Source organism: Lysinimonas soli (genome assembly GCF_042655435.1).
GTDB lineage: Bacteria > Actinomycetota > Actinomycetes > Actinomycetales > Microbacteriaceae > Lysinimonas > Lysinimonas soli.
The window spans coordinates 166,279-192,640 of sequence record NZ_JBHSMG010000004.1 but is presented as its reverse complement, the minus strand read 5'-3'; the positions used below and the strand labels follow the sequence as shown (position 1 = coordinate 192,640).

At 70.9% G+C, this 26,362-nt stretch carries 24 protein-coding genes and 1 pseudogene; 11 read left to right on the top strand and 14 right to left on the bottom strand.

Going from position 1 to position 26,362, the window contains the following annotated elements; translation table 11 throughout:
- The 3 genes and pseudogenes from ACFPJ4_RS14130 to ACFPJ4_RS14120 all read right to left on the bottom strand — a co-directional run.
- A pseudogene (locus ACFPJ4_RS14130) lies at positions 1 to 116 on the bottom strand (IS481 family transposase); the annotation flags it as partial.
- A 248-nt stretch (positions 117 to 364) separates the two neighbouring features.
- Positions 365 to 1,672 carry an O-antigen ligase family protein gene (locus ACFPJ4_RS14125; protein WP_386741092.1) on the bottom strand — a complete coding sequence of 436 codons (1,308 nt, stop codon included), beginning with the start codon at positions 1,670 to 1,672 and terminating at the stop codon, positions 365 to 367.
- Positions 1,665 to 2,936: an O-antigen ligase family protein gene (locus ACFPJ4_RS14120; protein ID WP_386741091.1), complete on the bottom strand. Its 1,272-nt coding sequence runs from the start codon at positions 2,934 to 2,936 to the stop codon at positions 1,665 to 1,667. Before ACFPJ4_RS14120 ends, ACFPJ4_RS14125 begins: the two co-directional genes overlap by 8 nt.
- A gap of 357 nt (positions 2,937 to 3,293) precedes the next feature.
- On the opposite strand from ACFPJ4_RS14120, the gene ACFPJ4_RS14115 reads away from it, so the two are divergent.
- Entirely contained in the window at positions 3,294 to 3,776 is a 483-nt protein-coding gene (locus ACFPJ4_RS14115; protein WP_386741090.1) for a hypothetical protein, read from the top strand.
- The gene (gene manA, locus ACFPJ4_RS14110; protein ID WP_386741089.1) at positions 3,777 to 4,895 is read left to right on the top strand and encodes a mannose-6-phosphate isomerase, class I; all 1,119 of its coding nucleotides are present in this window, start codon (positions 3,777 to 3,779) and stop codon (positions 4,893 to 4,895) included.
- A gap of 37 nt (positions 4,896 to 4,932) precedes the next feature.
- Here the strand turns inward: manA and ACFPJ4_RS14105 are convergent, their stop codons facing one another.
- Entirely contained in the window at positions 4,933 to 5,898 is a 966-nt protein-coding gene (locus ACFPJ4_RS14105) for a GlxA family transcriptional regulator (RefSeq protein ID WP_386741088.1), read from the bottom strand.
- A gap of 229 nt (positions 5,899 to 6,127) precedes the next feature.
- Here ACFPJ4_RS14105 and galE point away from each other — a divergent pair, with 229 nt between their 5' ends.
- The 4 genes from galE to ACFPJ4_RS14085 all read left to right on the top strand — a co-directional run bounded on the left by galE (position 6,128) and on the right by ACFPJ4_RS14085 (position 12,089).
- Positions 6,128 to 7,099: a UDP-glucose 4-epimerase GalE gene (galE, locus tag ACFPJ4_RS14100; RefSeq protein ID WP_386741087.1), complete on the top strand. Its 972-nt coding sequence runs from the start codon at positions 6,128 to 6,130 to the stop codon at positions 7,097 to 7,099.
- Positions 7,100 to 7,230: 131 nt separating this feature from the next.
- The gene (locus ACFPJ4_RS14095; RefSeq protein WP_386741086.1) at positions 7,231 to 7,560 is read left to right on the top strand and encodes a WhiB family transcriptional regulator; all 330 of its coding nucleotides are present in this window, start codon (positions 7,231 to 7,233) and stop codon (positions 7,558 to 7,560) included.
- Positions 7,561 to 7,684: 124 nt separating this feature from the next.
- Entirely contained in the window at positions 7,685 to 10,504 is a 2,820-nt protein-coding gene (locus ACFPJ4_RS14090; protein WP_386741085.1) for a glycosyltransferase family 2 protein, read from the top strand.
- On the top strand, positions 10,497 to 12,089 hold the full coding sequence (locus ACFPJ4_RS14085) for a DUF5719 family protein (protein ID WP_386741084.1): 1,593 nt from the start codon (positions 10,497 to 10,499) through the stop codon (positions 12,087 to 12,089). The genes ACFPJ4_RS14090 and ACFPJ4_RS14085 overlap by 8 nt, the downstream gene beginning before the upstream one ends.
- Positions 12,090 to 12,126: 37 nt before the next feature.
- On the opposite strand, the gene ACFPJ4_RS14080 is transcribed toward ACFPJ4_RS14085, so the two are convergent.
- Positions 12,127 to 12,558 (bottom strand): metallopeptidase family protein, encoded by a 432-nt coding sequence (locus ACFPJ4_RS14080; RefSeq protein WP_386741083.1) that lies wholly within the window; start codon positions 12,556 to 12,558, stop codon positions 12,127 to 12,129.
- Between the two features lie 122 nt (positions 12,559 to 12,680).
- Here ACFPJ4_RS14080 and ACFPJ4_RS14075 point away from each other — a divergent pair, with 122 nt between their 5' ends.
- The gene (locus ACFPJ4_RS14075) at positions 12,681 to 12,896 is read left to right on the top strand and encodes a DUF3499 family protein (protein WP_386741082.1); all 216 of its coding nucleotides are present in this window, start codon (positions 12,681 to 12,683) and stop codon (positions 12,894 to 12,896) included.
- Between the two features lie 44 nt (positions 12,897 to 12,940).
- Positions 12,941 to 14,413 carry an adenosylhomocysteinase gene (ahcY, locus tag ACFPJ4_RS14070; RefSeq protein WP_386741081.1) on the top strand — a complete coding sequence of 491 codons (1,473 nt, stop codon included), beginning with the start codon at positions 12,941 to 12,943 and terminating at the stop codon, positions 14,411 to 14,413.
- Positions 14,414 to 14,418: 5 nt separating this feature from the next.
- Here the strand turns inward: ahcY and ACFPJ4_RS14065 are convergent, their stop codons facing one another.
- A complete protein-coding gene (locus ACFPJ4_RS14065) occupies positions 14,419 to 15,345 on the bottom strand; it encodes an RDD family protein (RefSeq protein WP_386741080.1) in 927 nt (308 codons plus the stop codon).
- A 19-nt stretch (positions 15,346 to 15,364) separates the two neighbouring features.
- Between ACFPJ4_RS14065 and ACFPJ4_RS14060 the strand changes: the two genes are divergently transcribed.
- Together ACFPJ4_RS14060 and ACFPJ4_RS14055 are read left to right on the top strand one after the other, a co-directional pair.
- On the top strand, positions 15,365 to 16,360 hold the full coding sequence (locus ACFPJ4_RS14060; RefSeq protein ID WP_386741098.1) for a stage II sporulation protein M: 996 nt from the start codon (positions 15,365 to 15,367) through the stop codon (positions 16,358 to 16,360).
- 126 nt (positions 16,361 to 16,486) lie between these two features.
- Positions 16,487 to 17,008: a hypothetical protein gene (locus ACFPJ4_RS14055; RefSeq protein WP_386741079.1), complete on the top strand. Its 522-nt coding sequence runs from the start codon at positions 16,487 to 16,489 to the stop codon at positions 17,006 to 17,008.
- A gap of 11 nt (positions 17,009 to 17,019) precedes the next feature.
- On the opposite strand, the gene ACFPJ4_RS14050 is transcribed toward ACFPJ4_RS14055, so the two are convergent.
- The 8 genes from ACFPJ4_RS14050 to ACFPJ4_RS14015 all read right to left on the bottom strand — a co-directional run bounded on the left by ACFPJ4_RS14050 (position 17,020) and on the right by ACFPJ4_RS14015 (position 25,561).
- The gene (locus ACFPJ4_RS14050) at positions 17,020 to 17,697 is read right to left on the bottom strand and encodes a response regulator transcription factor (RefSeq protein WP_386741097.1); all 678 of its coding nucleotides are present in this window, start codon (positions 17,695 to 17,697) and stop codon (positions 17,020 to 17,022) included.
- Entirely contained in the window at positions 17,675 to 19,144 is a 1,470-nt protein-coding gene (locus ACFPJ4_RS14045; protein ID WP_386741078.1) for a sensor histidine kinase, read from the bottom strand. Before ACFPJ4_RS14045 ends, ACFPJ4_RS14050 begins: the two co-directional genes overlap by 23 nt.
- 233 nt (positions 19,145 to 19,377) lie before the next feature.
- On the bottom strand, positions 19,378 to 20,085 hold the full coding sequence (locus ACFPJ4_RS14040; protein WP_386741077.1) for an aquaporin: 708 nt from the start codon (positions 20,083 to 20,085) through the stop codon (positions 19,378 to 19,380).
- Between the two features lie 66 nt (positions 20,086 to 20,151).
- Entirely contained in the window at positions 20,152 to 21,465 is a 1,314-nt protein-coding gene (locus ACFPJ4_RS14035; protein WP_386741076.1) for a DUF58 domain-containing protein, read from the bottom strand.
- A gap of 10 nt (positions 21,466 to 21,475) precedes the next feature.
- Positions 21,476 to 22,435, bottom strand: a complete 960-nt coding sequence (locus ACFPJ4_RS14030; protein ID WP_386741075.1) for an AAA family ATPase — start codon at positions 22,433 to 22,435, stop codon at positions 21,476 to 21,478.
- 29 nt (positions 22,436 to 22,464) lie between these two features.
- Positions 22,465 to 23,664 (bottom strand): DUF4350 domain-containing protein, encoded by a 1,200-nt coding sequence (locus tag ACFPJ4_RS14025; RefSeq protein WP_386741074.1) that lies wholly within the window; start codon positions 23,662 to 23,664, stop codon positions 22,465 to 22,467.
- Positions 23,661 to 24,365: a DUF4129 domain-containing protein gene (locus ACFPJ4_RS14020; protein WP_386741073.1), complete on the bottom strand. Its 705-nt coding sequence runs from the start codon at positions 24,363 to 24,365 to the stop codon at positions 23,661 to 23,663. Before ACFPJ4_RS14020 ends, ACFPJ4_RS14025 begins: the two co-directional genes overlap by 4 nt.
- Positions 24,362 to 25,561: a DUF7847 domain-containing protein gene (locus tag ACFPJ4_RS14015; RefSeq protein ID WP_386741072.1), complete on the bottom strand. Its 1,200-nt coding sequence runs from the start codon at positions 25,559 to 25,561 to the stop codon at positions 24,362 to 24,364. Before ACFPJ4_RS14015 ends, ACFPJ4_RS14020 begins: the two co-directional genes overlap by 4 nt.
- Positions 25,562 to 25,676: 115 nt before the next feature.
- Here ACFPJ4_RS14015 and mtrA point away from each other — a divergent pair, with 115 nt between their 5' ends.
- Positions 25,677 to 26,357 carry an MtrAB system response regulator MtrA gene (gene mtrA / locus ACFPJ4_RS14010; protein WP_386741071.1) on the top strand — a complete coding sequence of 227 codons (681 nt, stop codon included), beginning with the start codon at positions 25,677 to 25,679 and terminating at the stop codon, positions 26,355 to 26,357.
- Positions 26,358 to 26,362: the final 5 nt, after the last annotated feature.

Genomic DNA, 26,362 nt, shown 5'->3' with positions numbered 1-26,362 from the left:
GGATACGACACCCGGAAGTAAGCAGCAGCAGCCGAGATCGACCACCCCTCATCAACCACCTGCCGGGCAAGACGAAGCCGATGCCGCGGCGTCAACGCCGCATTACCGTGAGACACGAGGACCTCCTCGGGTCAGAGCGAAGTGGTAGCAGCTCCACTCTGCCGAGGAGGTCCTCGTCACATCACGAAACCCAGATCAAACAACGTCCCTGGGCACTACAGCTAGCCAGCCCGAGCGTCGACGAATTTGCGTGGACCAACGAGGTCAGCTCACTGTTGTTGGGGTGAATGCCGGGGAAGCGCGACTGAATGTCGAGAGTCAGAAGTCGTTTCTTTTCTCTAATCGACATGCTCCAAGACAGACCTCAGCGACGCTCGGGGGGCAAGTGAGTTGCGTTCGAGGCCGACCGCAGCGCACTCCGCCACGACAACTCCTGCGACGCCTTCGTGCAGCAGATGACGAAGGTCATCCAGCCGAACTCGCTGAGGATCGAGCTCTCGGCGAGCGACACGATGATCAGGGCGACCAGCGCCGCCGCGGGCCAGGCGTAGACCACGCTGCGTCGCGCGCCCGCGAGCAGCCAGGAGCGGCTGAAGGCGAGCCCCACCATCCCGAGGAAGATCACGACGCCGACCGCGCCGAGCTGCAACCAGATGTCGAGGAAGGCGTTGAGGGCCGAATCCGTCGGGCGCACCGCGGTGTTGAGCACCGAGAACGGGAAGATCTCGGTGCGCCACGGACCGACCCAGCCCCAGCCCTGCAGGCCGTTGAGGGTCGCCAAGTCGATGACCCGGCGCCAGAGGTCGATGCGGAAGTCGAGGGTGCCCGAGGCGTTGAACAGGGTGATCACGGGTGAACGGAAGACCCAGAGCAGCACCGATGCCGCGACGGCGAGGCCGAGAACCGCGAACTGCCAGGCCTGCCGTCGTTCCGGGCGGACCCGGCGCACCCCGTAGATCACGGCGGCGGCGATGCCGACCACGATCGTGGCGAAGGCGATCACCGGGGACTGGGTCAGCACGATGCAGAGGCCGGCCAGGATGAGCGAGAGCACCGACACGAGCCGCGGGACCGAGCGGGTGCGGTGCTCGGTGGCGAAGCTGATCGCGCCGATGATCGCGACGAGGCCGAGTTGATCGCGTGACGGTTCGATGCCCGAGATGGGGCCGAGCGTGCCGAGCGCCCCATGCACACCGAGGAACGGGAGGGGGGCGTCGATCAGGATGCCCGAGAAGACCTCGATGCCGAGCGAGGCACCCAGCGCGACCCGCAGCACGTCGCCGAAGGCCCGGACGATCTGGATCGTGTCGCGCGAAATCGCCACGAACAGCGCGATCAGGGTGAACGCCAGCAGGTAAGCCAGTCCGCCGACCGTCGCCCACTTGTAGTCGCTCCACACCAGCGAGACCGCGGCCCAGACCAGGAACACCAGCAGCGACACCGGCAGCAGGCTGCGCCAGGCGATCTCGTCCTGACGGGCCAGATACGACAGCAGCATCAGCACGAGCGCCACGACGACCGCCGCGAGGAAACCCGCCCAACCGAGGGTGCGCTGCAGAAACAGGGCGCCGGCGGCCAGGCCGATCCCGACGGTGGCGAGAGCGTGGGCGAGGCGGGCCGAACCGGCCATGCCGATCAGGAGCGCCCGGGGGGAGGATGCCGGCTCAGGCATCCGGCGCCGGTTCCCGTTCCGCGCTGCGGATCGCGGCGACGACGAGCAGAGTGAACCCGATCTCGATCAGCAGTCGGCTCTCGGCGATGCTGTGCACGATCAGCACGACCGTGATCAGCAGCGGGAATACGGCGACCAGGCGCGCGGGGCGGGGTCCGGCATCCACCGCCACCAGCCACGAGCGGCCGAGCGTCGTCAGCACGAGCCAGCCGAACACGACGAGGCCGATGACGCCCAGCTGGAGATAGACGTCGAGCCAGGCGTCGTGCGCCTGCAGGTAGGTGACTCCCTTGAATACCGCGAGGTGCCGGAACGGCTCGACCCACGGCGCCCAGTAGCTCACCCAGCCCCAGCCGGCCGCGGGGCGCTCGTTAGCAAGCTCGATCACCCGGTTCCAGATCTCGGAGCGATGCGTCAGGTCGCTGCTCTTGCCGAGCAGGTCGAGGATCGACCCGCGTGCGGCGAACCCGACCACCGCGATCCCGAGCGCCGCGGCGGCGCCGCCGCCGTACACGATCCGGCGCCGGGTGCCCCAGGTGCGTCGCACGAGCGCGAGGAATGCGCCGACCAGCACGACTGCGGCGAGGGCCAGCAGGACCGTCGACGAGCGGGTCAGGGCCAGGGTGATGAGGGCGATGACGGCCCAGAATCCGAGCCAGGCCTTGGAGGCAGTGCCGGCGACCCATTGCACGGCGAACACGACGAGGGCGAACAGCGCGGCGAGGGCGAGCAGGTTCGAGTTGCCCTGGACGCCTTGGATCTGCCCGCCGTGGAACAGCAGATCGCGCGACCAGTAGTACGCCATCGGGATCTTCTTCAGCTGCGAGTAATCGACCCAGAGCGGCAGCACCGGATGCCGAATGAACGCCGCGACCACGAACTCAAAGAGGAGGGACAGCCCGAGAAGCCAGCGCAGCGCCAGTCCGAACGCGCGCAGGAAAGCCTCGAGGTCGATGACGGTCGCGAGGTAGACGGCCAGGGTCGCGGTGGCCAGAGTGCCGAGAACGCCGAGTGCGGTCGCCCCCGGATAGTCCGACCACAGCAGCGAGAGGGTGATGAGCGCGAAGAACGCGTACACGGCCAGTGGCACCCGCCGCAGGTCGACCCGGGCGCGCACGAGTTCGACGATTGCGAGCACGAGCAGGACGACCGCGATCACGCCCCAGCCCCACCAGCTGAGCAGGTTTCGCCAGGTGTCTCCCGCCATCAGAGTGAACAGCATCACGACGCCCAGCCACCGCCGGTACGTGTCGGTTCGACTCATGTTTTCAGGCTAGACGGTGATCGCGCTGAGCCTGGCGTCCGCCGGACCATTCGCGCCCTAGGCTGAGACGATTTCGTCGACGAGGAGGGCGCTATGAGGCGCGTACACAGGCTTACCTTGACCGCGATCGTGGTCGCTCTCGCGCTTCCCCTCGTGGGATGCGCAGCGACCGGGGCGACCGGAGCGACCGGCCCGGCGGGGGCGCAGGGACCGGCGGGGGTGCAAGGCCCAGCGGGGGCTCAGGGGCCTGCGGGAGCTCAGGGGCCCGCTGGAATGCAGGGGCCCGCTGGAGCTGGAGCGGGTGCACCAGGGCCGGCGGGCGCGCAGGGTCCTGTGGGCGCCCAGGGACCGGCTGGGGTGCCGGGTCCGGCCGGCCCGATCGGGCCGACCGGCGCCGCGGGAGCCCCCGGCTCGGGCGACTCCGCTCTGTTCTTCGCCCTGATGCCGCCCGACAACGCGGCCACCGTCGCTCCCGGTCAGGACGTGCAGTTCCCCCAGGACGGCCCGACGACCAGCTCGGGCACCAGCAGGATCTCTCCGTCCGCGTTCGTCCTGTCGACGGCGGGGGTCTACCGTGTGACCTTCCAGGTGCCCGTCACCGAATCAGGCCAACTCGTCGTGACGCTCGATGGCGTTGAGCTGCCGTACACCGTGACCGGTCGCGCGACCGGAACCTCGTCGATCGCGCTCAGTACCCTTGTCGACGCGACCGCGGCGGGAGACATCATCACGGTCCGCAACCCCATCGGCGGCATCAGCGCGCTGACCATCACCCCGTTGGCGGGAGGAATCCAACCGGTATCGGCGACCTTGCTGATCGAGTTGGTGAAAGCGCACTAGATGTTCATCGGAATCACCAATACGCCCCGCGACTACGCCTGGGGATCGACGACGGCCATCGCCGGCCTGCTCGGCACGCCGCCGACCGGCCGCCCCGAGGCGGAGTTGTGGTTCGGGGCGCACCCCGGGTCGCCATCGCGGCTCGTGGGGCGGGCGGGCACGCTCGCCGACCTCGTGCCGGGTCGGCTGCCGTTCCTGCTGAAGGTGCTGGCCGCCGCATCCTCGCTGTCGCTGCAGGCGCACCCGACACCCGAACAGGCCGAGGCCGGATTCGCGGCCGAGAACGCGGCCGGCATCCCGATCGATGCTTCGGAGCGCAACTACAAGGACGCCTTCCACAAGCCCGAGCTGATCTACGCGCTGAGCGACGACTTCCGGGCGCTGTGCGGCTTCCGTCCGGTCGTCGAGACCCGCGCGGTGCTGCGGCCGGTGGCCGGGGACGCCCGGATCGCACTGCTGTTCGACCGCCTGGTCGACGATTCGTCGCTGCGAGACGTGTTCGAGTGGTTGATCACCCGTGGGCCGGGCGTCGACGCGCTGGTCGCGGCGCTCGTCGAGGCGGCCGAGACGGCCGAGGGGCTCTCGTGGCAGACCGTGCGCCAGCTGGCCCACGACTTCCCCGGGGACCCCGGCATCGCGATCTCGCTGCTGCTGCACACGGTCGCCCTGAAGCCGGGCGAGGTGCTGTATCTGCCGGCCGGCAATATCCATGCCTATCTGCACGGTCTCGGCGTCGAGCTCATGGCAGCGTCGGACAACGTGCTGCGCGGTGGGCTCACTCCCAAGCACGTCGACGTGCCCGAGTTGCTGCAGGTGCTCGACTTCCGCCCGCTGCCCGTGCCGTACCTGCACGCCGAGGAGCCGCAGCCCGGCGTGAGGGTGTTCCGCCCCGATGTACCCGACTTCGTGCTGACCGTCATCTCGCCGGATGCCGCGGCCGCCGGTGTCACGATCGAACTGGCCGGGCCTGCCATCGCGTTGTGCACGAGCGGTTCGGTGTCGCTCGCCGGAGGCCCCGAGTTGAGCCGCGGCAGCGCCGTCTACGTCGCGGACGAGCCGCGACTGCAGCTGCACGGCTCCGGCCTCGTGTTCATGGCCTCGACCGGCCGGGGCGTTTGAGTCGAGCGTCGGCGATTCGGAAGGGAAAGAGCGCGCGCTACCCCGCGACTCGCGCCCCGAACGCCCGCCGGTAGTTCGTGGGCGTCGTCTGAAGCACCCGGACGAAGTGGTGCCGCATCACGGCGGCCGTTCCGAAGCCGGTCAGCTGTGCGATCTGCTCGAGGCCCTCGTCGGTCTGCTCGAGCAGTTGCTGGGCGCGCAGCATCCGTTGACGGTTGAGCCAGGCCGCGGGCGTCGTGCCCGACTCGGCGCGGAACTTGCGCGCGAAGGTGCGCGGCGACATCAGTGCGCGGCGGGCGAGCTGGTCGACGGTCAGATCCTGGTCGAGGTTGGCGAGCATCCAGTCGGTGACGCCGGCGAGCGAATCCGTGCGGCACTCGGGGATCGGCGACTCGATGTACTGCGACTGGCCGCCGTCGCGCTGGGGCGGCACCACCATGCGCCGCGCGATGACGTTGGTGGCGCTCGCGCCGAGCTCCGAGCGCACGATGTGCAGCGCGGCGTCGATGCCTGCGGCGGTTCCTGCGCTCGTGACGACCTTGCCGTCCTGCACGAACAGCACGTCGGCGTCCACCTCGGTGCCCGGATAGCGCCGACGCAGCCGGTCGACGTGCATCCAGTGCGTCGTGGCCCTCCGGCCGTCGAGAATGCCCGCCTCGGCGAGCACGAACGCACCGCTGCAGACGCTCAGCACCCAGGCCCCGCGTGCCTCCGCCGCGCGGACCGCCTCCAGCACGCGCGGATCGGTGCCGTCGGCATGGCCGCGGATGTGGTGTGCCGGTATCGCGATCAGGTCGGCATCCGCGGCGGCCGACAGGTCGTTCTCGATGACCATGTCGTAGCCGAGGCTCGTGCGCACCGGGCCGGGCTGCGCGGTCGCGATCGTGAAATCGAAGGTCGGCCCCCCGCTGTCACTCCGGTCGATGCCGAAGACCTCGCAGACCACGCCGAACTCGAACGGCGCCACCTCGGGCAGCGCGATCAGGACGACCTTCTTGAGCATGCGCACTCCTGGCAGTAAATCGACGGAACGTGTCGATCATGCCAGTTCTGGCTGTCGGTGGCCACTCATAGATTTACTGCCATGGAGTTCATCGAGGCGGGGCTGGTCATCGCCGGGCTGATCGGTGCGATCGTGATGGCCGTTCGCGAGATCGCGACCGACGGCTACCGCCGGGTGCGGACCAAGTCGCGCATCTGAGCGCCGAGCGGCGCCCGCTAGCGTGGTGGGCATGACTTGGTTGGTGACCGGCGGGGCCGGCTATATCGGCGCCCACGTGGTGCGTGCCCTGCTCGACTCGGATCTCTCGGCCGTCGTGCTCGACGATCTGTCGAGCGGCCACCGCGAGTTCGTCCCGGCGCACGTACCGTTCGTGCGCGGGAGCATCCTCGACGGCGCCTTGCTGGCACGGACCTTCGACGAGCACGGCGTGACCGGTGTCATCCACGTGGCCGGTTTCAAGTACGCCGGCGTCTCGGTGCAGCGCCCGCTCCACACCTACGAGCAGAACGTGACAGGCACGGCCACACTGCTGGCTGCGATGCAGGACCGCGGCGTCGACCGGATCGTGTTCTCGTCGAGCGCCGCTGTCTACGGCACCCCGGACGTCGACCTCGTCACCGAGAGCACGCCGAAGAACCCGCAGTCGCCCTACGGCGAGTCGAAGCTGATCGGGGAGTGGCTGCTCGCCGACCAGGGCGTTGCGGCCGGCCTGCGGCACACCTCCCTGCGCTATTTCAACGTCGTCGGCTCGGGCGACCCATCGATCTACGACACGAGTCCGCACAACCTGTTCCCGCTCGTGTTCGACGCGCTGCTCGACGGAAGGACCCCGCAGATCAACGGCGACGACTATCCGACACCGGACGGAACCAACGTGCGCGACTATCTGCACGTCGCCGACCTCGCCGTGTCGCACGTGGCGGCGGCGCGTCGGCTCGATGCCGGCGAACCGCTCGATGCGGCCTACAACCTGGGGAGCGGAGACGGCGTCTCGGTCGCCCAGATCATGGCGGCGATCGCCCGGGTGACGGGGATCGAGTTCACCCCGATCATCGCGCCGCGCCGCGCCGGCGACCCGCCCCGGATCGTCGCGAGCGGCGAGACGGCGGCGCGCGACCTGGACTGGCGCATGCGTCACACACTCGATCAGATGGTGTCCAGCGCATGGCAGGCGCGGATGGCAGCGGGCGGCGCGTCGTAACTGCTCGGGGCCCGGCGAAAGAATTAACATTCCCGACTTGACGTGGGGGTAATGACAACGGTGTAATTACCCCCAGGCACGGTGCTCCGTCGGGGGACGGAACCCAGAAAGTGCTAGAGGGAGAGTCGACCATGACGCGGAGCGAGTATCGTCCGTCCGTTCCCGGCGACTGGTTCGTCGATCCGGTGCGACTCGGCATCCCCGGGCTGCGCCCCGCCGACACCGAGAGCATCGACAATCCGCTCGCCTGGCAGTCCGACGCACTCTGTGCGCAGACCGACCCCGAGGCCTTCTTCCCCGAGAAGGGCGGTTCGACACGCGACGCCAAGAAGATCTGCACCACGTGCGAGGTCAAGGGTCAGTGCCTCGAGTACGCCCTGCAGAACGACGAGCGCTTCGGCATCTGGGGCGGCCTCTCGGAGCGCGAGCGCCGTCGCCTCCGGCGCGCACGCTCCGCCTAACGAAGGCCATTTCTGGCCTTCGCGGCAGCGCCTCGCGCTCGGCCTGACGAACCGCTTCCTGTGACTTCCGTCCTTCGGGGTGTCATGCGCCGCGCCGTGCCGACCGCCGCCTAGCCTCGGAGGGATGCAGCCGCGAGTCACCGCGATCCTCGTCGTGCGCAACGGGGAACCCTGGCTCGACCGCACCCTCCGTGCGCTCGCCGCCCAGATCCGCAAGCCCGACGCACTCGTCGTCGTCGACTGCTCGTCCACCGACGGGAGCGCGGAACAGCTCGCGGCCGCCACTCCGACCCAGTACGTGTCGGCACCGAACCTCGCGATGGGCGCCGCGATCTCGTTCGGCCTGCAGGCGGCCGCGCCGGCCGAGTCGGGATCGGACTGGCTGTGGCTGTTGAGCGCCGACACGGCGCCCGAGCCGACCGCACTGGCGGAACTGCTGGCCGCGGTCGAGGTCGCGCCCTCGGTCGTGATCGCCGGGCCCAAGGTCGTCGACCCCGACGATCACGCCCTGATCCGCTCGTACGGCGAGAGCCTGTCGCGGTTCGGAGCGACGGTGAGGCTCGTCGAGGACGAACTCGATCAGGCCCAGCATGATGCGGACGGCGACGTGCTCGGGGTCACCTCGACCGGCATGCTGGTGCAGCGCGCCGTCTGGGAGCGCCTCGGAGGCTTCGATCCGGGGCTTCCTGGGGTGGATGCCGGACTCGACTTCTCGATCAGGGCCCGGCTCGCCGGCTTTCGGGTCATCCGCGTCGCGGACGCCCGCGTCACCCGCGGAGTGCGGCCCGAGGACCAGGGCCGGCGACGTCCGCTCTCGTCGCGAGGACGCATCCGGGTCGCCCGCATCGCGCAGCTGCATCGTCGTATGGTCTACGCCCCCGCCGCCGCGCTGCCGGTGCACTGGCTCTCGCTCGTGCCGCTCGCGCTGCTGCGATCGATCGGCCGGCTGCTGGGCAAACGCCCCGGCGCGATCCCGGGTGAGCTCGCCGCCGCATTCCGGGTCGCCTTCGACGGCAGCGTCGCGCCGGCCCGGGCCCGCCTTCGTCGCAACCGCACGCTCGGCTGGGCGTCGATCGCGCCCCTGCGCATCCCGGGTGACGCCGTGCGCGAACTCCGGGCCGTCGCGCGCGACCGGGCGAGCGCCGAGAACGCCGAGCCCGACCTGGTGCGCGCCGCGTTCTTCGGCGGCGGAGGAGCCGCCGTCACCCTCATCGGGGCGGTCATCGGCGTCGGACTGTTCTGGCGCCTGATCGGCGCGTCGGCGCTGAGCGGCGGGGCCCTGCTGCCGCTCGACGGCGACGTCGGGGCACTCTGGTCCCGGCTGGCCTGGGGCGTTCGCAACATCGGCGTCGATCTCACCGGCCCGTCCGACCCGTTCTCGGCGGTGCTCGCGCTGCTCGGCTCGCTCACGCCCTGGAACACCTCGTTCTCGATCGTGCTGCTCTGGCTCGCGGCCATGCCGCTTGCGGCTCTCGGGGCCTGGTGGTGCGCCACCCGCTTCACGGAGCACCGCTGGCCGCCCGCGGTGGCCGCCCTGCTGTGGATGCTCGCCCCTCCTCTGCTCTCGGCTCTCGCCGATGGCCGGCCGGCGGCCGTGCTGGCGCACCTGCTGCTGCCGTGGCTCGTGCTCGCGGCGATCGAGGGCGCCAAATCGTGGAGTGCCGCCGCGGCGGCATCCCTGCTGTTCGCCGCCACGGCGGCGTGCGCGCCCGTGCTGACTCCGGCGCTGCTGCTCGCGGTCGTCGGTTGGGCGTTCGCCCGCCCGCGCGGCTTCGTGCGCCTGATCGGCATCCCGATTCCGGCGATCGCGCTGTTCGCGCCGCTCGTGGTCGCGCAGCTGTTGCGCGGGAACCCGCTCGGGCTGCTCGCCGACCCGGGCGCTTCGGTGACCTTCCCCCGTCCCACCGGCTGGCAGCTGCTGCTGGGGCTGCCGAGCTCGGCGAGCGACGGCTGGTCGGCGCTGGCCGCCGCGATCGGTCTGCCGGGCGGCCTCGGGGTGCTGGCCCCGGCGGTGCTGCTCGCCCCGCTCGCAGCCATGGCCCTGCTCGCGCTCTTCCTGCCGGGGTCGCGCCGCGCGATCCCGGCGATGATCGTCGCGCTGCTCGGGCTGGTCACCGCGGTCGTCTCGGCGCACCTGGGGATCGCGGCCGGGGGAGCCGATGTCGTGACCCCCTGGCCCGGATCGGGCCTCAGCCTGTATTGGCTCGGACTCGTGGCGGCGGTGGTCGTGACCCTCGACGCCATCGGCGCCGCTCGCGTCGTCGTCGGCATCGCGGTGCTGGTCACCGCGACGATCTCGGTCGCGCCCCTGCTGATCGCCCCCGTGCTCGGGACGGGCAACGTCACGAAGAGCGACGGCCAGTTGCTGCCGGCTCTGGTGACCGCCGAGGCGACCGCGCATCCGGGGGTCGGAACGCTCGTGCTCGTGCCTCAGGACGACGGCTCGCTCGCCGTGGTCGTCGATCGCGGGCCGGGGACGACCCTCGACGAGTCGTCGACCCTGTGGTCGACGAGGGTGACGACCGATGCGTCGACCCGCGCCCTCGCCACGCTCGCCGGCAACCTCGCCTCGCGCAGCGGATACGACCCGCGCGCGACACTGTCGCGCTTCAAGATCGAATTCGTGGTGCTGCCCCAGGCGAGCGGGGGCTCCGAGGGGGTGCGCCAGCGCGCCGCCGAGGCGCTCGACTCCACCGCCTCGCTGGTGCCGGTCGGCGAGACCTCGGTGGGAACCCTCTGGCGGGTGCCGGGCTTCACCTCGGCGAGCACCTCGGCGCAGAGCATCGGCGCCACGAGCACCGCCATCCTGGTCGCGCAGGGCGTCGTGATCGGCCTCGCCCTGCTGCTGGCGATCCCGACCGGGCGACGCCGTCGGGTCGTCACCGAGGTCGCGCTGCCGGGAGAAGACCCCGCCGACACCTTCGACGAGGATGAGAATGCCTGAGTTCGACGAGGTTCCCCCGCCGGCAGAGCCGCCCGAGACCGCGATGGAGACGGACGGACGCGAGTCCGGGCCCGACGACGTGCGGATGCCGCGGCATCCGGGCCGGGTTCGCCGCGCGGCGATCGTGGGACTGCGCGTCGTGGCTGGCACGGTCGGCATCGTCGCGGCCGTCGCCGTGGTGGGAGCCGTCGGGCTCGTGCCGCTGCCGTCGCATCACCACACCTCACCCGCGGTCACGGTGACGCCCGAGCCGGCTGATCAGGTGCGGGTCTGCCCGGGCGCCCTGCTGCGGCTCGGCGACGTGAGCGGGCAGAACGCGAGCGTGCCGTCGTCGCTGGGTGCGCCGTCGGTGCGGGCCGACGGCATCGGGTCGACGCTCCGGCGTGCGCCGTTCGCCGAGAGCGATGCGAGGACCGGCGGCGGCAGCTCGGCTCCTCAGGAGCTGACGATCGCGCCGGCGACGGGGGCGACGCTCTCCGGGGCGCAATCGCAGCTGGTCTCGACACCGGACTTCACCGGACTCGCCGCGGCATCCTGCGCGGAGCCGAGCGGATCGATCTGGCTCGTCGGGGGATCCACCGCAGTCGGTCGCACGACCCTGCTCACGGTGGCCAACCCGTCCGCGGTCGACGCGACCGTGGCCGTGACGATCCTCGACCCGACCGGGTCGGTGAGCGCCCCCGGGATGTCCGGCATCGTCGTGAAGGCGGGCGCGCAGCGGGTCATCCCGCTCGCGGGGTTCGCGCCCGACGTCGTCTCGCCGGTCGTGCACGTCGTCTCCCGCGGCGGCCGGGTCGTCGCCGCGCTGCAGCAGTCGATCGTGCGAGGTCTCGATCCAGGGGGCGTCGACCTGGTGGGCGGCGGGGCGGATCCCGCGACGCGTGTGGTGATCCCCGGCATCCGGGTGCTCAACGCGGTGGGGGTCAACAAGGCGCTCGCGCTGCCCGACTGGGACGACGTCACCTCCGTCGTACGGCTCGCCGTGCCGGGGGACCGCGCGGCGAAGGTGCAGGTCAGCCTCGTGCCCGAGGACTCCACGTTCAACGGCCTCTCCTTCCAGACGGATGTCGCGGCCGGCCAGGTGAACGAACTCGGCCTGGATTCGGCGGCGGACACCGACTCGGGAAAGGTCTCGATCCCCGACGGCACGTACTCCGTCGTGATCACCTCGGACCAGCCGGTCGTCGCGGGCGTGCGGGTCTCGACTGCCGTGGATGCCCCGGGCGATGTGGGTGTCGCGAGCGACAGCTCCGCGCCGAGCTCGGACTTCGCCTGGTACGCGAGTGCCCCCGAGCTCACCGATGACACGGCCGTGTCCGTCGCGGCGGGGCCCTCGCCGATCCTCTCCGCGGTCAATCCGGGCAAGACGGCGATCACCCTCCATCTCGTCCAGGGCGTCACGGATGTGACTCTCGCCGTTCCGGCGGGCGGTTCGGCTTCGATCTCGGTGGCGCCCGGAAGCTACCTGCTGCGCGGGGGCCGCGGCCTGGTCGCGGCGATCTCGTACGCCGGGTCGGCCGAGCTGGCGAGCTACCCGATCACGTCGGCCCGTCCGGTTTCAGGTCCGATCGTCATCCACCCCTAGCAGGAACGCGGGGGCGACCGTTCGTCCGCGGCCCGATTCAGAAGTGCCGGAAGCGCTCCGGTGCGATGTCCCACGGATCCTTGCCGAGCAGCTCGGCGACCGCCCGGAACACGCAGCTCTCGATGAACGAGCGGCGATGCCACTCGTCGTCCTTGTGCAGGTGTGCGAGCCGTTCGATGGGCAACCGGTACAGCACGATCCGGCGCTCCCGCCGGCTCACCTGCCAGCGGTCCACTCCCGACGGCCCCGGATCACCCGGCATCACGGCGACCTCGAAGCGCACGTCGGCGAGTTCGTCGGGCCACTCGTCGCGCACGTATTCGACCGCTGACGCGACATAGGAATCGAACACGTCGAGCCGGGTCCGGATCGGCTCGAGCACCGGCCCCGTGACGGCCGAGCGGATGCCGCGCCCGTGCCGATCGCGTCGCCCCGAGCGGGCCGACACGCGTCGGGTCGAGCGAGCCATGCCCACATCCTAGGCGCGGTGGACGAGAGGCGCCGCATCGCCGTCCGGCGAACGCCTCGGGGCTCTTTCGGCACGCCGCTCCCCGCACGGGAAGACGGCCTCTCGCTCGATACGATGCAGCTATGCCTGGTCGCCCGTGCAGCAAAGTCGCCTGCGGAGCCGACGCCGTCGCGACGCTCACCTACGACTACGCCGACGCGATGGCCGTGCTCGGACCCCTCAGCATCCGGCATGAACCGCACAGCTACGACCTCTGCGCGCGTCACGCCGAGCGGCTCTCGGCACCGCTGGGGTGGCAGGTCGTGCGTCACTCGGTCATGGACCAGCTCGGCGCCTGAATCCCGCCGTCGTCACGGCCGGTCCGTCCTGCGACAATGGGGGCATGACGACCGCGCAGACCACTCTTCCCTTCAAGGTCGCCGACCTCTCGCTCGCCGAGGCGGGTCGGCACCAACTACGGCTCGCCGAGCACGAGATGCCCGGGCTCATGGCTCTGCGCGAGGAGTTCGGGCCGAGTCAGCCGCTCAAGGGCGCCCGCATCGCCGGGTCGCTGCACATGACCGTGCAGACGGCGGTGCTGATCGAGACCCTCGTGGCGCTCGGTGCCGAGGTGCGCTGGGCGAGTTGCAACATCTTCTCCACGCAGGATGACGCCGCCGCCGCGGTCGCCGTCGGTCCGAACGGCACAGTCGATGCGCCTGCCGGGGTGCCGGTCTTCGCCTGGAAGGGCGAGACCCTCGAGGAGTACTGGTGGTGCACCGAGCAGATCTTCGACTGGAGCGCGGCCGCCGGTTACGCCGAGCCGCACGACGGCCCCAACCTGATCCTCGACGACGGCGGGGACGCCACCCTGCTCGTCCACACCGGTCGCGAGTACGAGCTCGCCGGGTCGGTGCCGGCCACCGAGGCGGATGCCAGCCACGAGTGGAGCGTCATCCTCGACGTGCTGCGCCGCTCGCTCGCCTCGAGCCCCGACCGCTGGACCAAGGTGGCCGCCGGCATCATCGGGGTCACCGAGGAGACGACGACCGGCGTGCACCGGCTCTACGAGCTGGCCCAGCGCGGGGAGCTGCTGTTCCCGGCGATCAACGTCAACGACTCCGTGACCAAGTCGAAGTTCGACAACAAGTACGGCATCCGCCACTCGCTGCCCGACGGCCTCAACCGGGCGACCGATGTGCTGATCGGCGGCAAGGTCGCCTTCGTCGCCGGCTATGGGGATGTCGGCAAGGGCGCGGCGGAGGCCCTGCGCGGGCAGGGTGCCCGGGTCATCGTCAGCGAGATCGACCCGATCAACGCGCTGCAGGCGGCGATGGACGGCTACCAGGTGGCCCGCATCGAAAGCGTCATCGACGAGATCGACATCCTGATCTCGGGTACCGGCAACAAGAACGTCATCACCCTCGACCACCTGCTCGGACTCAAGCACCTCGCCATCGTCGCGAACGTCGGCCACTTCGACAACGAGATCGACATGGCCGGCCTGGAGAGGGTTCCGGGGGCCGTCAAGGTCGAGATCAAGCCGCAGGTGCACGAGTGGCGCCTGCCGACCGGTCGCAGCATCCTGGTGCTGAGCGAGGGACGGCTGATGAACCTCGGAAACGCGACCGGACACCCGTCGTTCGTGATGAGCAACTCGTTCACGAACCAGGTGCTCGCGCAGCTCGAGCTCTTCACCCACATCGAGGACTACCCGACCGGCGTCTACGTGCTGCCGAAGAAGCTCGACGAGAAGGTGGCGCGTCTGCACCTGGCGGCACTCGGCGTCGAGCTCACCGAGCTCACGCCCGAGCAGGCGGCCTACATCGGCGTGCCGGTGGAAGGGCCGTACAAGCCCGACCACTACCGGTACTGAGGGCCTCAGCCGCGCTCGGGAAACCCGTGCGGCAGCTCCCGCAAGGCGGGTTGCAGACGCGCAAGCCGCTGCGCGGAGAGGGTGAGGGCGCGGCTCTCGCGGTCGCGGCGGATGACGGCGACTCCCGCGAGGAACATCTCCGGGTCCACGGCGGGCACCGGCGAGACGAACGCGGCGGCCTCGTGCGCCAGCGCCGAGGCCTGGAACGCCCGACGGTCGAGCTGCATGCGCGGGGCCTCCCGGAGGAACTGGGCGATACGGCGCGACAGCGGATCGGGCAGGCGGGCCACGTCGGCGACGCTCGCCCACGCCCCTAGCGGCAGCGGCATCCCGAAGGCCACCACCGGCGCGGGGGACACGCGCTCGTACTGGCTGTAGGTACCGGCGATGAGGTCGCCGAGCCGTTGGGATCGCGGCGAGAGCAGGCCGACGATCATCGCGATGCTGCCGATGCTGCCGAAGATCTCGAGCGTGCCGGCGAGCGCACGGATGGCGGCGTGCCGGAACCCGATCGCGCCGCCGTCGTCGCGCACGATACGGGCGCCGACCGCGAGCCTTCCGAGCGACTTACCCCGGCTGAGCAGCTCGACGGCTGCCGGGGCCACGACCAGGCAGACCACGAGGCTCACGGTGACGATGATCCCGACGACGGCATCCTCGACGTTCGCTTGCGAGGTGATCGCGAACAGCACGAAGAGCGAGACGAACCAGGCTCCCGCATAGACGACGAAGTCGATCATGGTGCCGGCGGCTCTGAGCACGAAGCCCGTCGGACGCAGGTCGAGGCCGACCGCCTCACCCGTCATGAGTGCCGCGTCGTGCGGCAGCTCGTCGAACTGGTCGCGCTCGTCGATGGCGGATGCGCCGCCCTGGATGCCGAATCCGACGGTCGCAGCGGCGCCGGTCCGCCTCCGATCCGAGCCGCGCGCCATGCCGGTATCATCGCAGCACATGGACCTCGACGCCTACTCGACCGCGCACGCCGCGGAGTGGGATCGGCTCGCACGCGCGGGGGCGTCGGCACCACGCGACGGGGCCGCCGCCGACGAGTTGATCGAGGTCTACCAGAGCGGCGCCACGCAGCTCTCGACCTTGACGACCACGGTCGGGGAGTCGGCCCAGGGCGACCTGCTCTCGCTCTCGTTGTCGCGCGCGCGCCTGCGCTTCACTGGGGCTCCGGCCAATCCGTTGCGTCAGCTCACGGTGTTCTTCTCGCTGCAGCTGCCGGCGGCGCTGTATCGGATCCGCTGGCTGACCCTCGCGGTCGCCGCCGTCACGGCGGTCGTCGCCGTCGTCTACTTCCAGTGGATCTCGACCCATCCCGAGGTGCTCGCGACCCTGGGATCCCGCGCCGAGCTGAAGAAGTACGCCGACCAGGACTTCGTCTCGTACTACTCGGACAACTCTGAGGCCGGGTTCACCGGTCAGGTCTGGACCCACAACGCCTTCATCGCGGCGCAGTGCGTCGTGCTCGGGATCATCGGTCTCTGGGTGCCCGTTGTCATCCTCCAGAACGCGCAGGAGCTCGGGGTCGCCGCCGCCATCATGAACGAGTTCGGCCGCCTCGATCATTTCTTCCTCTACATCGCGCCGCACGGGCAGCTGGAGCTGTACTCGATCTTCACCGCCGCCGCTGCGGGACTCATGATCTTCTGGTCGTGGGTGGCTCCGGGCGCCCGAACACGAAGGCAGGCGCTCGCCGAAGACGGCCGCGCGTTCTTCACGATCGTGATCGGCCTCATCCTGTCGCTGCTGTGCTCGGGGATCATCGAGGGCTTCGTGACGCGTCAGCCGTGGCCATGGCCGCTCAAGATCGGCATCGGCACGGTGGCGCTCGGCGGCTTCCTCGCCTATCAGTGGATCGGCGGGCGTCGTGCGCGCCGACTCGGGCAGACCGGCGACCTCGACGAGGTGGATGCCGGGGCACGACAGATCATCTCGGCCTAGTGGGGCCGGGGATGTCAGCCGAGATCGGATGAGAAGGGTCTCATCCCGCGACCCGCGTGGCTCTCATCGGAAGACGGCAAGCTGGAACGACAGGACGTCCGATGGGACGTCCGGGGGAGCGACACCATGAACCGGGTTCCGATTCTCGCCGGAGGCGCCGTGCTGGCCGCCGTCGTGCTGTGCTGCGGCGCGGTCACGATGGCGAGTGCGATGGGTGGGAGCGCCCCCACCAGCGAGGTGCTGAGGATCTCGGGCGTGACGACGACCGATCCGACCGGCAATCCGACGAGCGCGGCGACCGCCGCCCCGACGGGCACCGCCACACCGACTCCTGCACCGGGCGACGACGGGATGACGGTCGTGACCCCGGCCCACCCGACCGCGATCGACGGCAAGGGCTCCGCCCGCCTCGACAAGAGCGACACGGTCGACTCGGGCAAGGCAGAAGTCGACCACAACGGCGCGACCAGCCCCGACACGACGGGCGACTCCGAGCCGTCGCACCCCGCGCCGGGGACTCCGGTGGTCCACGACCCGGAGGTGAAGTCCAGCGTCCGCGACGATTCGGGCACTACGGGACGCGCTGACGCGAGCGGCGACGATGGCGGTCGCTCCAGTGGTGACCAGTACGGTGGGGGCCACCACTAGGCGGTCAGCCCTCAGTCGTCGGCCATCGCTCTCAGCCGGTAACCCATTCCGCGAATGGTCTCGAGTCGCTCGGCCCCGATCTTGCGGCGCAGGTATCGCACGTAGACGTCGACGACGTTCGATCCCGGGTCGAAGTCGAAGCCCCACACCCGGCTGAGCAACTGCTCGCGGCTGAGCACCTGCTCCGGATGGCGGAAGAACTCCTCGGCGAGAGCGAACTCGCGCGCCGACAGGTCGACGCCCTTGCCGTTGACCGAGACGCGCCGCGTCCGCAGGTCGAGTTCGAGGGTGCCGTGCCGCAGGATCGGCAACGGCTCGGGCGCGGCGCGCGCATCCAGCAGACGTGCCCGGATGCGTGCGAGCAACTCGTCGAAACGGAACGGCTTGGCGACGTAGTCGTTCGCCCCGCCCTCGAAGCCGGCGACGGTATCGGTCGCCGAGTCGCGGGCGGTCAGGATGATCACCGGGATCTTCGAGCCCTGCTCCCGCAGCCGGCGCAGCACGTCGAGGCCGTCGACCTCGGGGAGTCCGAGGTCGAGCAGGAGCAGGTCGAAACCTCCGCCCAACGCGGCCTCCAGGGCCGCGGGGCCGTCGGCCACCGTCGTCACGCCGAAGCCGGCCGCGGCCAGCCCCTTCTCGACGAATGAGGCGATGCGCTGCTCGTCTTCAGCGATCAGGATGCTCGGCACCATCGATTCCCTCCTCCTGTTCGACTTCGTCAGCGGATCCCAACGGAAGCTCGATGACGACGCGAGCGCCGCCGGGGACGTTCTCGGCGCGCGCTCGGCCGCCCTGCAGCTCTGCGATCGCGGCCACGATCGAGAGGCCGAGTCCGGATCCGTCGTCTCCACGTCCGACCCCGACGCGGGCGAAACGCTTGAAGACCCGGCCGAGCTGGTCGTCGGGGATGCCGGGACCGCGATCCCGCACCCAGAGCTCGACGGTTTCGGTGTCGACGGCGCATCCCAGCTCGATCGGCGTTCCCGGCGTCGAGTACTTCACCGCGTTCTCGGCCAGCTGCAGCCAGGCCTGAGTCGTGCGCACCGGATCGATTCGTGCCGGCTGCTCGGCGCGGGCCACGAGGGTCCAGCGGCGCTCGGGAGCGAGCGCCTGCGCCTTGGCGAGCACGCTGTCGGCGAACTCCCCGAGGTCGACGCGCGCCGGCCGCAGAAAGCCCGGAGCGTCGGTCTTCGCGAGCAGGGCGATGTCGTCGACCAGCAGCTGCATCCTGTCCAGTTCGTCGATCGCCAGGTCGCGTGTCACGGTCACCTCGCGAACGTCGCCGGGATCGAGCAGCTCGAGGTGACCGCGCACGATCGTGATCGGGGTCCGCAGCTCGTGCCCGACGTCGTCGAGCAGCCCGCGCTGGGCGGCGAACGACGACTGCAGACGATCGAGCATGGCGTTGAAGGTCGTGGCCAGCACCGACACGTCGTCGTTGCCGGTCACGGGGATGCGTTCGGAGAGCGTGTTCTGCGAAGCGGCGGACGCGGCCGTCTGAAGCAGCCGGATGGGCCGGAGCAACCGTCCGCCCACGAACCACCCGACCAGCCCGACGACCACGAGCACGCCGAGGGCGATGAAGGCATAGCTGCCGAAGGCCTGAGACAACTGGGCGAGCTCGTCGTCGATGTTGTAGGCCGAGACGTACAGGCCCGTGTCGATGTCGGATTTGATGGACACCGGGATGATCACGTAGCGCAGCGTGCCCCAGATCGTGTTCGCGGTGCCGCGGACCGCGTGCCGGGGGTCTGCCTCTCGCAGCACGAGAGCGACGAACGCCGGGTCGCGGTCGAGTCGGAACGGGATGCCCGATGACGGAACGTAGGCGGCCTTCCTGTCGACGAAGCCGAGGATGCTCTCGTTGTGATCGGGGAGCACGCGCTGCATCGCCTCGGTCAGGAAGGCGCTGACCGTGGTCGGCGCCGGCGCATCCGGCGTGCCGTCGGCGATCGACTGCAGCCCGTCGACGGTCATCTCCAGCCGGTCGTCGATCTGGGCCAGCACCCGCTCGCGCTGGATGAGGTAGGTGGTCACTCCGGCGACAGTCATGCCGAGCGCGGTGACCAGGAGCATGGAGGCGAGGATGCGGAAGCGCGCCGAGCGCAGCATCCGGCCGATCCCGCGCAGCGCCATCGCACCAGTATCGCGGGCGGGCCGCAGCCGCCGCCACGCAGAAGGCGGCTCCGTCTGGACGAGGTTCAGGAGGTTCGGGTCGGGTTGGGACCGATCGGGTCGGAATCGACGGATCTTCCTGAACGGCCGACGGGGGCAGGTGCAGAGAGCCCAGGTGGGACCTGTGGAACGCGGCGGGGGCCCCGGGTTCGGTGCCCGGGGCCCCCGACGACGGAGTGGATCGACGGCACCGGCTACTTGCGGCCGAACAGCGGCTTCCAGGTCAGGCCGGCGATGAGGGCACCGACGATCGGCGCGACGATGAACACCCAGAGCTGGCCGAGCGCTGCCGACCCGCCGAAGACGGCGGTGGCGATCGAGCGGGCCGGGTTGAGCGAGGCGTTGTCGACCGGGATGGCGATGAGGTGGAACAGCGTCAGGGCCAGACCGATCGCGAGCGGCGCGAAGCCGGCCGCCGGGGAGCCGGACGCGGTCACGCCGAGGATGATCCACAGGAACAGCGCGGTCACGACGATCTCGGTGAGGATCGCGGCCCCGATGCCGAAACCGCTGGGGGAGTGGGCGTCGAATCCGTTCGAGACCGCCCCGAAGTCGGCGGTGAACTTGCCCCCGCTGAGCGCGGAGATGAGCCACAGCAGGAAGGTCGCCAGCACGCCGCCGACGATCTGCGCGGCGATGTAGGGCAGCACGTCGGCCCAGGGCAGCCGACCCGCGGCGGCGGCGCCGATCGAGACGGCCGGGTTGAAGTGCCCGCCCGAGATGTGCCCAACGGCGTAGGCGGCGGTGAGCACGGCGAGGCCGACCGCGAGCGCGACGCCGAGCGGTCCGGTCTTGGCCGAGATGAACAGGGCAGCGCCGATCACCCCGATGACAAGCATGAGTGTGCCGAACACCTCAGCGATGAGGCGCGACAGCAACGAGTGGGTAGGGTTCTCTGCCATTTCGATCTTCCAATCCTGAGAAAGCGGTGGGAACAACTGCCACGGTACCGCGCCGTGATGCCGTGGCTAGAGGCGCCCCGCCGCCTTGAGTGCGAGATACACATCGGCCAGCATCGGTGGGAGTTCCGCGGGGGCACCGGTGACGACCTCGGCGCCGCTCTGCCGGATCGCCGCCGCGACGCGGGACGCGTCGAGCAGCGCGCGCTCCGCCGCCGCCGCGAGGTACACCTGCTCGCGATCGCCGCGTTCGCGCGACGCCGCCACCACGCCGGGATCGGTCACCGAGGCGACGAGCACCGTGTGCCGTCGCGCGAGCTGCGGCAGCATCGACAGCAGACCCCGGGATGCCCCGGGCGCGTCGATCGAGGTGAGCAGCACCACGAGCGCGCGGCGGCTGGTGACCTGGCGGACGAGACCGGGCACGACATCCCAATCCGTCTCGATCAGCTGCGGCTCGATCGGCGCCATCGCGTCGACCATCTGCGCGAGCAGCGCCGCTCCGCTCGCGCCCTGCACCCGGCCGCGCACCAGCCGGTCGTAGACCAGCAGATCGACGTGGTCTCCTGCCCGTGTGGCCAGGGCCGCGAGCAGCAGGCTCGCCTCGAACGCCGTGTCGATGCGCGGCTCGTCGGCGATCCGTGCCGCCGAGGTGCGGCCGGAGTCGACCACGATCACGACGCGGCGGTCGCGCTCCGGTCGCCAGGTGCGCACCACGAGGGTCGCACCGCCCGTAGCGGGATCCCGCCGTCGCGCGGTCGCCCGCCAGTCGATCGAGCGCACGTCGTCGCCGCGCACGTATTCGCGCAAGGAGTCGAACTCGGTTCCCTGGCCGCGGACCATCACGCTCGTGCGTCCGTCGAGCTCGCGAAGGCGCGCCAGCCGTGACGGCAGATGCTTGCGCGAGGTGAACGGCGGCAGCACCCGGATGCTGCCGGAGACGCGGATACTCGCCTGACGCGCCGCGAGTCGCAGGGGTCCGTAGGAACGGATGGTGACGTGCGCCGACCGCCGCTCGCCCCGGCGCACGGGCGTCAGGGTCGTGCGGAACTCGCGGCGTTCCCCCGCCGGCAGCAGCAGGGGCCGGCGGGCCGGACGGGCCCCCGCCGACGGTTGCCAGGCATCCCGCAGAACCCCCCGCACCCGGCGCGCGCCGGAGTTGGCGATGAGCAGGGTGGACTCGACGGTCTCACCGAGTCGCGTGCGTGCCGGACCGGAGCGTGAGATGCGCAGGGCGCGCGGCGATCCGGCCAGGGCGAGGTCGATCGTGAGAAGCACGGCGAGCACCGCCAACCAGATCAGGACCCCGGGCCAGCCGTCGAGCAGCACGACCGGCACCGCGCCGACCGCGACGAGCGCGACGAACCAGCCGGAGACCGTCATCGCCGGCCCATCAGATCGGCACCTGCACCTGCTGCAGGATCGAACGCAGCACCGCATCCGGCGAGACGCCCTCGAGCTCCGCCTCGGGCCGCAGCTGGATGCGGTGCCGCAGCACCGGGATCGCCATCGTCTGCACGTGGTCGGGGGTGACCCCCGACGACCCCGTCAGCCAGGCCCACGCCCGGGAGGCGGCGAGCAGGGCGGTCGTGCCGCGCGGGCTGACGCCGAGCTTGACCGAGGGGCTCTGGCGCGTGCCGCGAGCCAGGTCGACGGCGTAGGCCATGACATCCGGACTGACGGTCACCGTGGCGACATCGGCCTGCGCCAGGGCGAGAGTCGCCGCGTCGAGCACGGGCGTGACGCCGGCCGCCGCCAGGTCGCGCGGGTCGAAGCCCTCGGCGTGCCGCCGCAGCACCTCGACCTCGTCGGAGCGCTGGGGGAGTTCGAGCACGAGCTTGAGCAGGAAGCGGTCCAGCTGGGCCTCGGGGAGCGTGTAGGTTCCCTCGTACTCGATCGGATTCTGGGTCGCCGCGACCAGGAACGGCACGGGCAGCGGGCGCGTCACTCCGTCGGCCGAGACCTGCCGCTCCTCCATGGCCTCGAGCAGGGCGGACTGCGTCTTCGGGGGCGTGCGGTTGATCTCGTCGGCAAGCAGGATGTTGGTGAACACCGGCCCCTCGCGGAAGTCGAACTCACCCGACTTCGGGTCGTAGACGACCGACCCGGTGATGTCGCCCGGCATCAGGTCGGGGGTGAACTGCACCCGGTGGGTCTGCAGAGAGAGGGCTCGGCTGAGGCTGCGCACCAGCAGGGTCTTCGCGACGCCGGGGACCCCCTCGAGCAGGACATGCCCCCCGGCGAGCAGCGCGATGAGCATGCCCGTGACGGCGCCGTCCTGGCCGACGACGGCTTTGCCGACCTCGGTGCGGACCTGCGAGAACGCGGAGCGGAGGGGGAGGCTGTCAGGCATGCTGTCCATTCTGCCGGGGGCGGGGGCGGTCATCGGAGGACGGCTGCCGCGGTGTCGGCTTCGAGCGCGAGCAGTTCGTCCGACAGTCGCACGAGGTCGGCGTCGCCGCGGGGGATCTCGTCGAGGAGCACGGCCGCGACCGCGGAGCGGTCCCGGCCGGTGAGCGCGGCGACCGCGTCGATGACCTCCTCGACCGTGGCCGAGCGCGGCAGCCCCGACGCGACGGCCAGGCGGTCGACGGTGCCGACCCGCAGGCTGTCGAGCGCGTGCAGCCGGGCGTTCGCGCGCGAGTACAGGCGGGCCCGGCCCTCCATCGTCTCGCTGGCGCGCACCACGACCGGGAGGTTCTCGACGACGATCGCCCCGAAGCGCCGGCCCCGCCAGACGATGGCCGCGACACCGGCGAGAGCGAGCAGCACGAGCAGCGGGGTCACCCAGGCCGGGGTGACGTCGGCGAGGCTCGCCGAGGAGCTCTCGGCGTAGTCGTCGATGGTGGAGATGTACCAGATCAGGGTGTGGCGGGACCCGAGCAGGTTGAGCGCGAGCGCTGCGTCGCCGTCGCGGGTGATCGTGCCGTTCTGCAGCGCCGTGCCGACTCCGAGCACCGTGATCGCGCGATCGCCCTCGTCGAGTCGGATCAGGCCAGAGGCGCCGTCACGGCTGAGGCACGCGGTCGCCGGGTCGCCCGTGTCCGGCGTGAGGCGATAGCCGAGCCCGGATGCCGTGACCGTGCCCGCCTTGCGCACCGCCTCGACGGAGCAGTCCGCCCGGAAGGACCCGCTGACCTCGCCCACCAGGCCGACGCCCGGGGCGAGGTCGCGAAGGGCCAGCAGGTCCGGTTCGACCGCGACGACCTCCGTTCCGAGAGAGAGCAGCGAGTCACGCTGTTCGGCGGTCATGATGCTCTGCGGGTCGTAGAGCATGACCGTGGTGTCGGCCGGGTCGCCGAGGGCCGCGCGGGTCTGCTTCAGCGAGCCGGTCGTGACGACGTCGACCCCGTGCTGCTTGAGCACCTCGACAAGGGCCCGGGACCCCTGCGGCGCCGGATTGCCGGCGTCGAGCGGGTCCTTCGACACCGTGCTCGAGTTGAGCAGCACCACGACCGTCACCGCCACGAGCACGACGAGCGCGACCAGCGAGATCCACCCCGCTCGCCGACGCAGCGCCTGACGCGGCGTACGCGTGAGCACCGTGTCGGCATCCGGTGCCTGCGCGGCCGCGAGCGTCACGAGTGGATGCCCGTGGTCTCGCCGGCTGTCCCGGCCGCCTGCCCCACCAGCTCGGCGTCGTCATCGAGGCCGTGCGTCGGTCGGGCCCCGCGGAGTTCGCCCTCCAGGGCGACGAGGGCGTCCCACTCGTCCCGGGATCCCGGCGCCCCGAGGTACCGCACGCCGTCGAAAGAGCGCGCGGCGGTTCGTAGGCGCTCGGCGGCATCCGGGAACACGCGTGCCGCACGTGCGGCCACGTCGTTCGCGGTGCTGCCGGGGAAGGACGACACCAGGGTGCGCTCGGCGAGACCGCGTGCGAGGGCGCGGAACAGCTCGGCGATCGCGGTGGCGTAGTCGCCCGCGGCCGCCGCGCGCAGGGCATCCCGCCGGAGAGCGTCGGCGTCGCGCCGGTCGTCGGCGCCGAACAGCTCATCGCTCGCCGCGCCTCGGCGGTTCAACCTCGGCACGCCGAAGATCAGGAACGCCACGACCAGAAGCGCCGCGACCAGCACGGCGAGCACGATCGGCAGCAGATCGCCGATCACGGGGATGCCGCTTCCCGACAGCCGCAACGACGACAGCCAGTTCTGGATCGCCCGGACGATCTGGTCGAGCAGCCCCGGCTTGGCCGCCTGGTACTGCGGCTTGGAGAGCTCGTCGAGCAACCAGCGCTGCGCCTCGGGGGCGTCCGGATCGACGGGGACGTCGAGCGGGAGGATCACGCGACCCCGAACTGGGCCTCGGCGCGCGGCGCGGGCGGCAGATAGGGATCACGCAGGTCCGGCTCGCCGGCCTGCCGGCGCTCGACGAAGCGCGAGAGGTCGAGGTCGAGGCCCTCGAGGCGCATCCGGCGATCCAGGTAAAGCAGGGCGGTGGTCGCGGTCGAGAGCACCAGGCCGACCGCTCCGACGACCGCGGTGACGCCCTGGGTGGCGACGAGGCTGGCGATCAGGGGGACCGTCGAACTGCTCACAGTGGTGCCGTTCGGCTGCAGGATCTCACCGGCCAGCGAGACGAGCATCGAGACCGGGTACGAGACGATCTGCGTCGCGACCGCGATCATGGCGGCGACCAGCAGCCGGATGCCGAACACCCGCCAGAAGGCTCCGCGCGTCAGCCGCCACGAGCGACGCACGCTCGCCAGGATGCTCGTGCGCTCCAGCACGATCGCGGTCGGGACGAACCCCAGCTTGGTCCACAACCAGCAGAACGCGACGGCGATCCCGCCGAAGAGGAGCACCCCGAGCAGGATCGCGATGCCGACCCCGGCGCTGCCGGTCAGGCCGATGCCGACCAGCAGCAGGACGACGAGCCCGATGCTCACGAGGTACACACCGCCGACGATCGCGGCCCAGCCGATGAGGGCGCCGCGCCGCCCCCGGAGCCGGCGCCAGAGGCCTCCGAGCCGCAGCCGTGACCCGAGCGTGCTGCTCGCGACCTGCAGCGTGACGATCCCCTGCACGATCGCCGTGACCACGAGCGAGAGCAGGGCGGAGACGAAGGAGGTCAGGCCGTAGCCGAGGAAGCCCGAGCTGAAGTCGCTCGCCGCCGCCGAGGCGCCGCCGCCGCCCGTGTCGACGCTCGAGAGCGCGAGGGTCTGGGAGACGAAACCCGCAAGACCCACCGCCTGGATGACCGCGACGGCTGCCGTCAGCAGCAGGGCCGGACCGAGCGTCGCGGCCGGATTGCGGCGCAGCACCTGGAAGGCGCCGCCGAGCGTCGCGCCGAGGGTGAGCGGACGCAGCGGGATGAGCCCGGGCTTGGGCGGCGGTGTCCAGGCCAAGCCCATTCCCGCGCCGGGTGCGGCCCCCGGCAACGGAACGGAATGCAGGGGAGGAGGCGGTGCCGCGGACGCCGCGACGGGCGGGAGGCCGAGGGGCGCTGCCCCGGGCGCCTGCCAGTGCTGGTCGTCGGTCACGGCCGTCCTCCTGCGTTCCGGGCAACTCTCAGTTATGCTTCCACACTCGACTACTCTTGTGCGAAAGCATTCGCGTCCCCACTCCCGGGGGCGTCAGTAGGAAACGACGAGGTCGATGAACGCGCGAATCCTGGTGGTCGACGACGACCCCGCCATCGCCGAGATGATCGGCATCGTGTTGCGCGCCGAGGGCTTCGAGCCCCAGTTCGCGGGCGAGGGCCAGGCGGCCCTCGATCTGTTCCGCGCGGGCAAGGCCGACCTCGTGCTGCTGGATCTGATGCTGCCCGGAATGGACGGCATCGAGGTCTGCGCCCACATCCGCGCCGAGAGCGGCGTGCCCATCATCATGCTGACCGCCAAGGGCGACGCGGCGGATGTCGTCCGCGGCCTCGAGAGCGGCGCCGACGACTACGTCGTGAAGCCCTTCAACCCCAAGGAGCTGGTCGCCCGCATCCGGGCCCGCCTGCGCCCCACCCTGCCCACCTCGAGCGACACGATCGGCATCGGCGACCTCGTGATCGATGTCGCCGGCCACGAGGTGCGCCGCGGCGAGGGCAGGATCAACCTCACGCCGCTCGAGTTCGAGCTGCTGCTCGCGCTCGCCGCCAAGCCCTCGCAGGTGTTCACCCGCGAGATGCTGCTCGAGCAGGTCTGGGGCTACCACTACAAGGCCGACACCCGACTGGTCAACGTGCACGTGCAGCGACTGCGCGCCAAGGTCGAGCACGATCCCGACAATCCGCGCATCGTGACGACCGTGCGCGGGGTCGGCTATCGTGCAGGCGCCGTGACGTAGGTTCC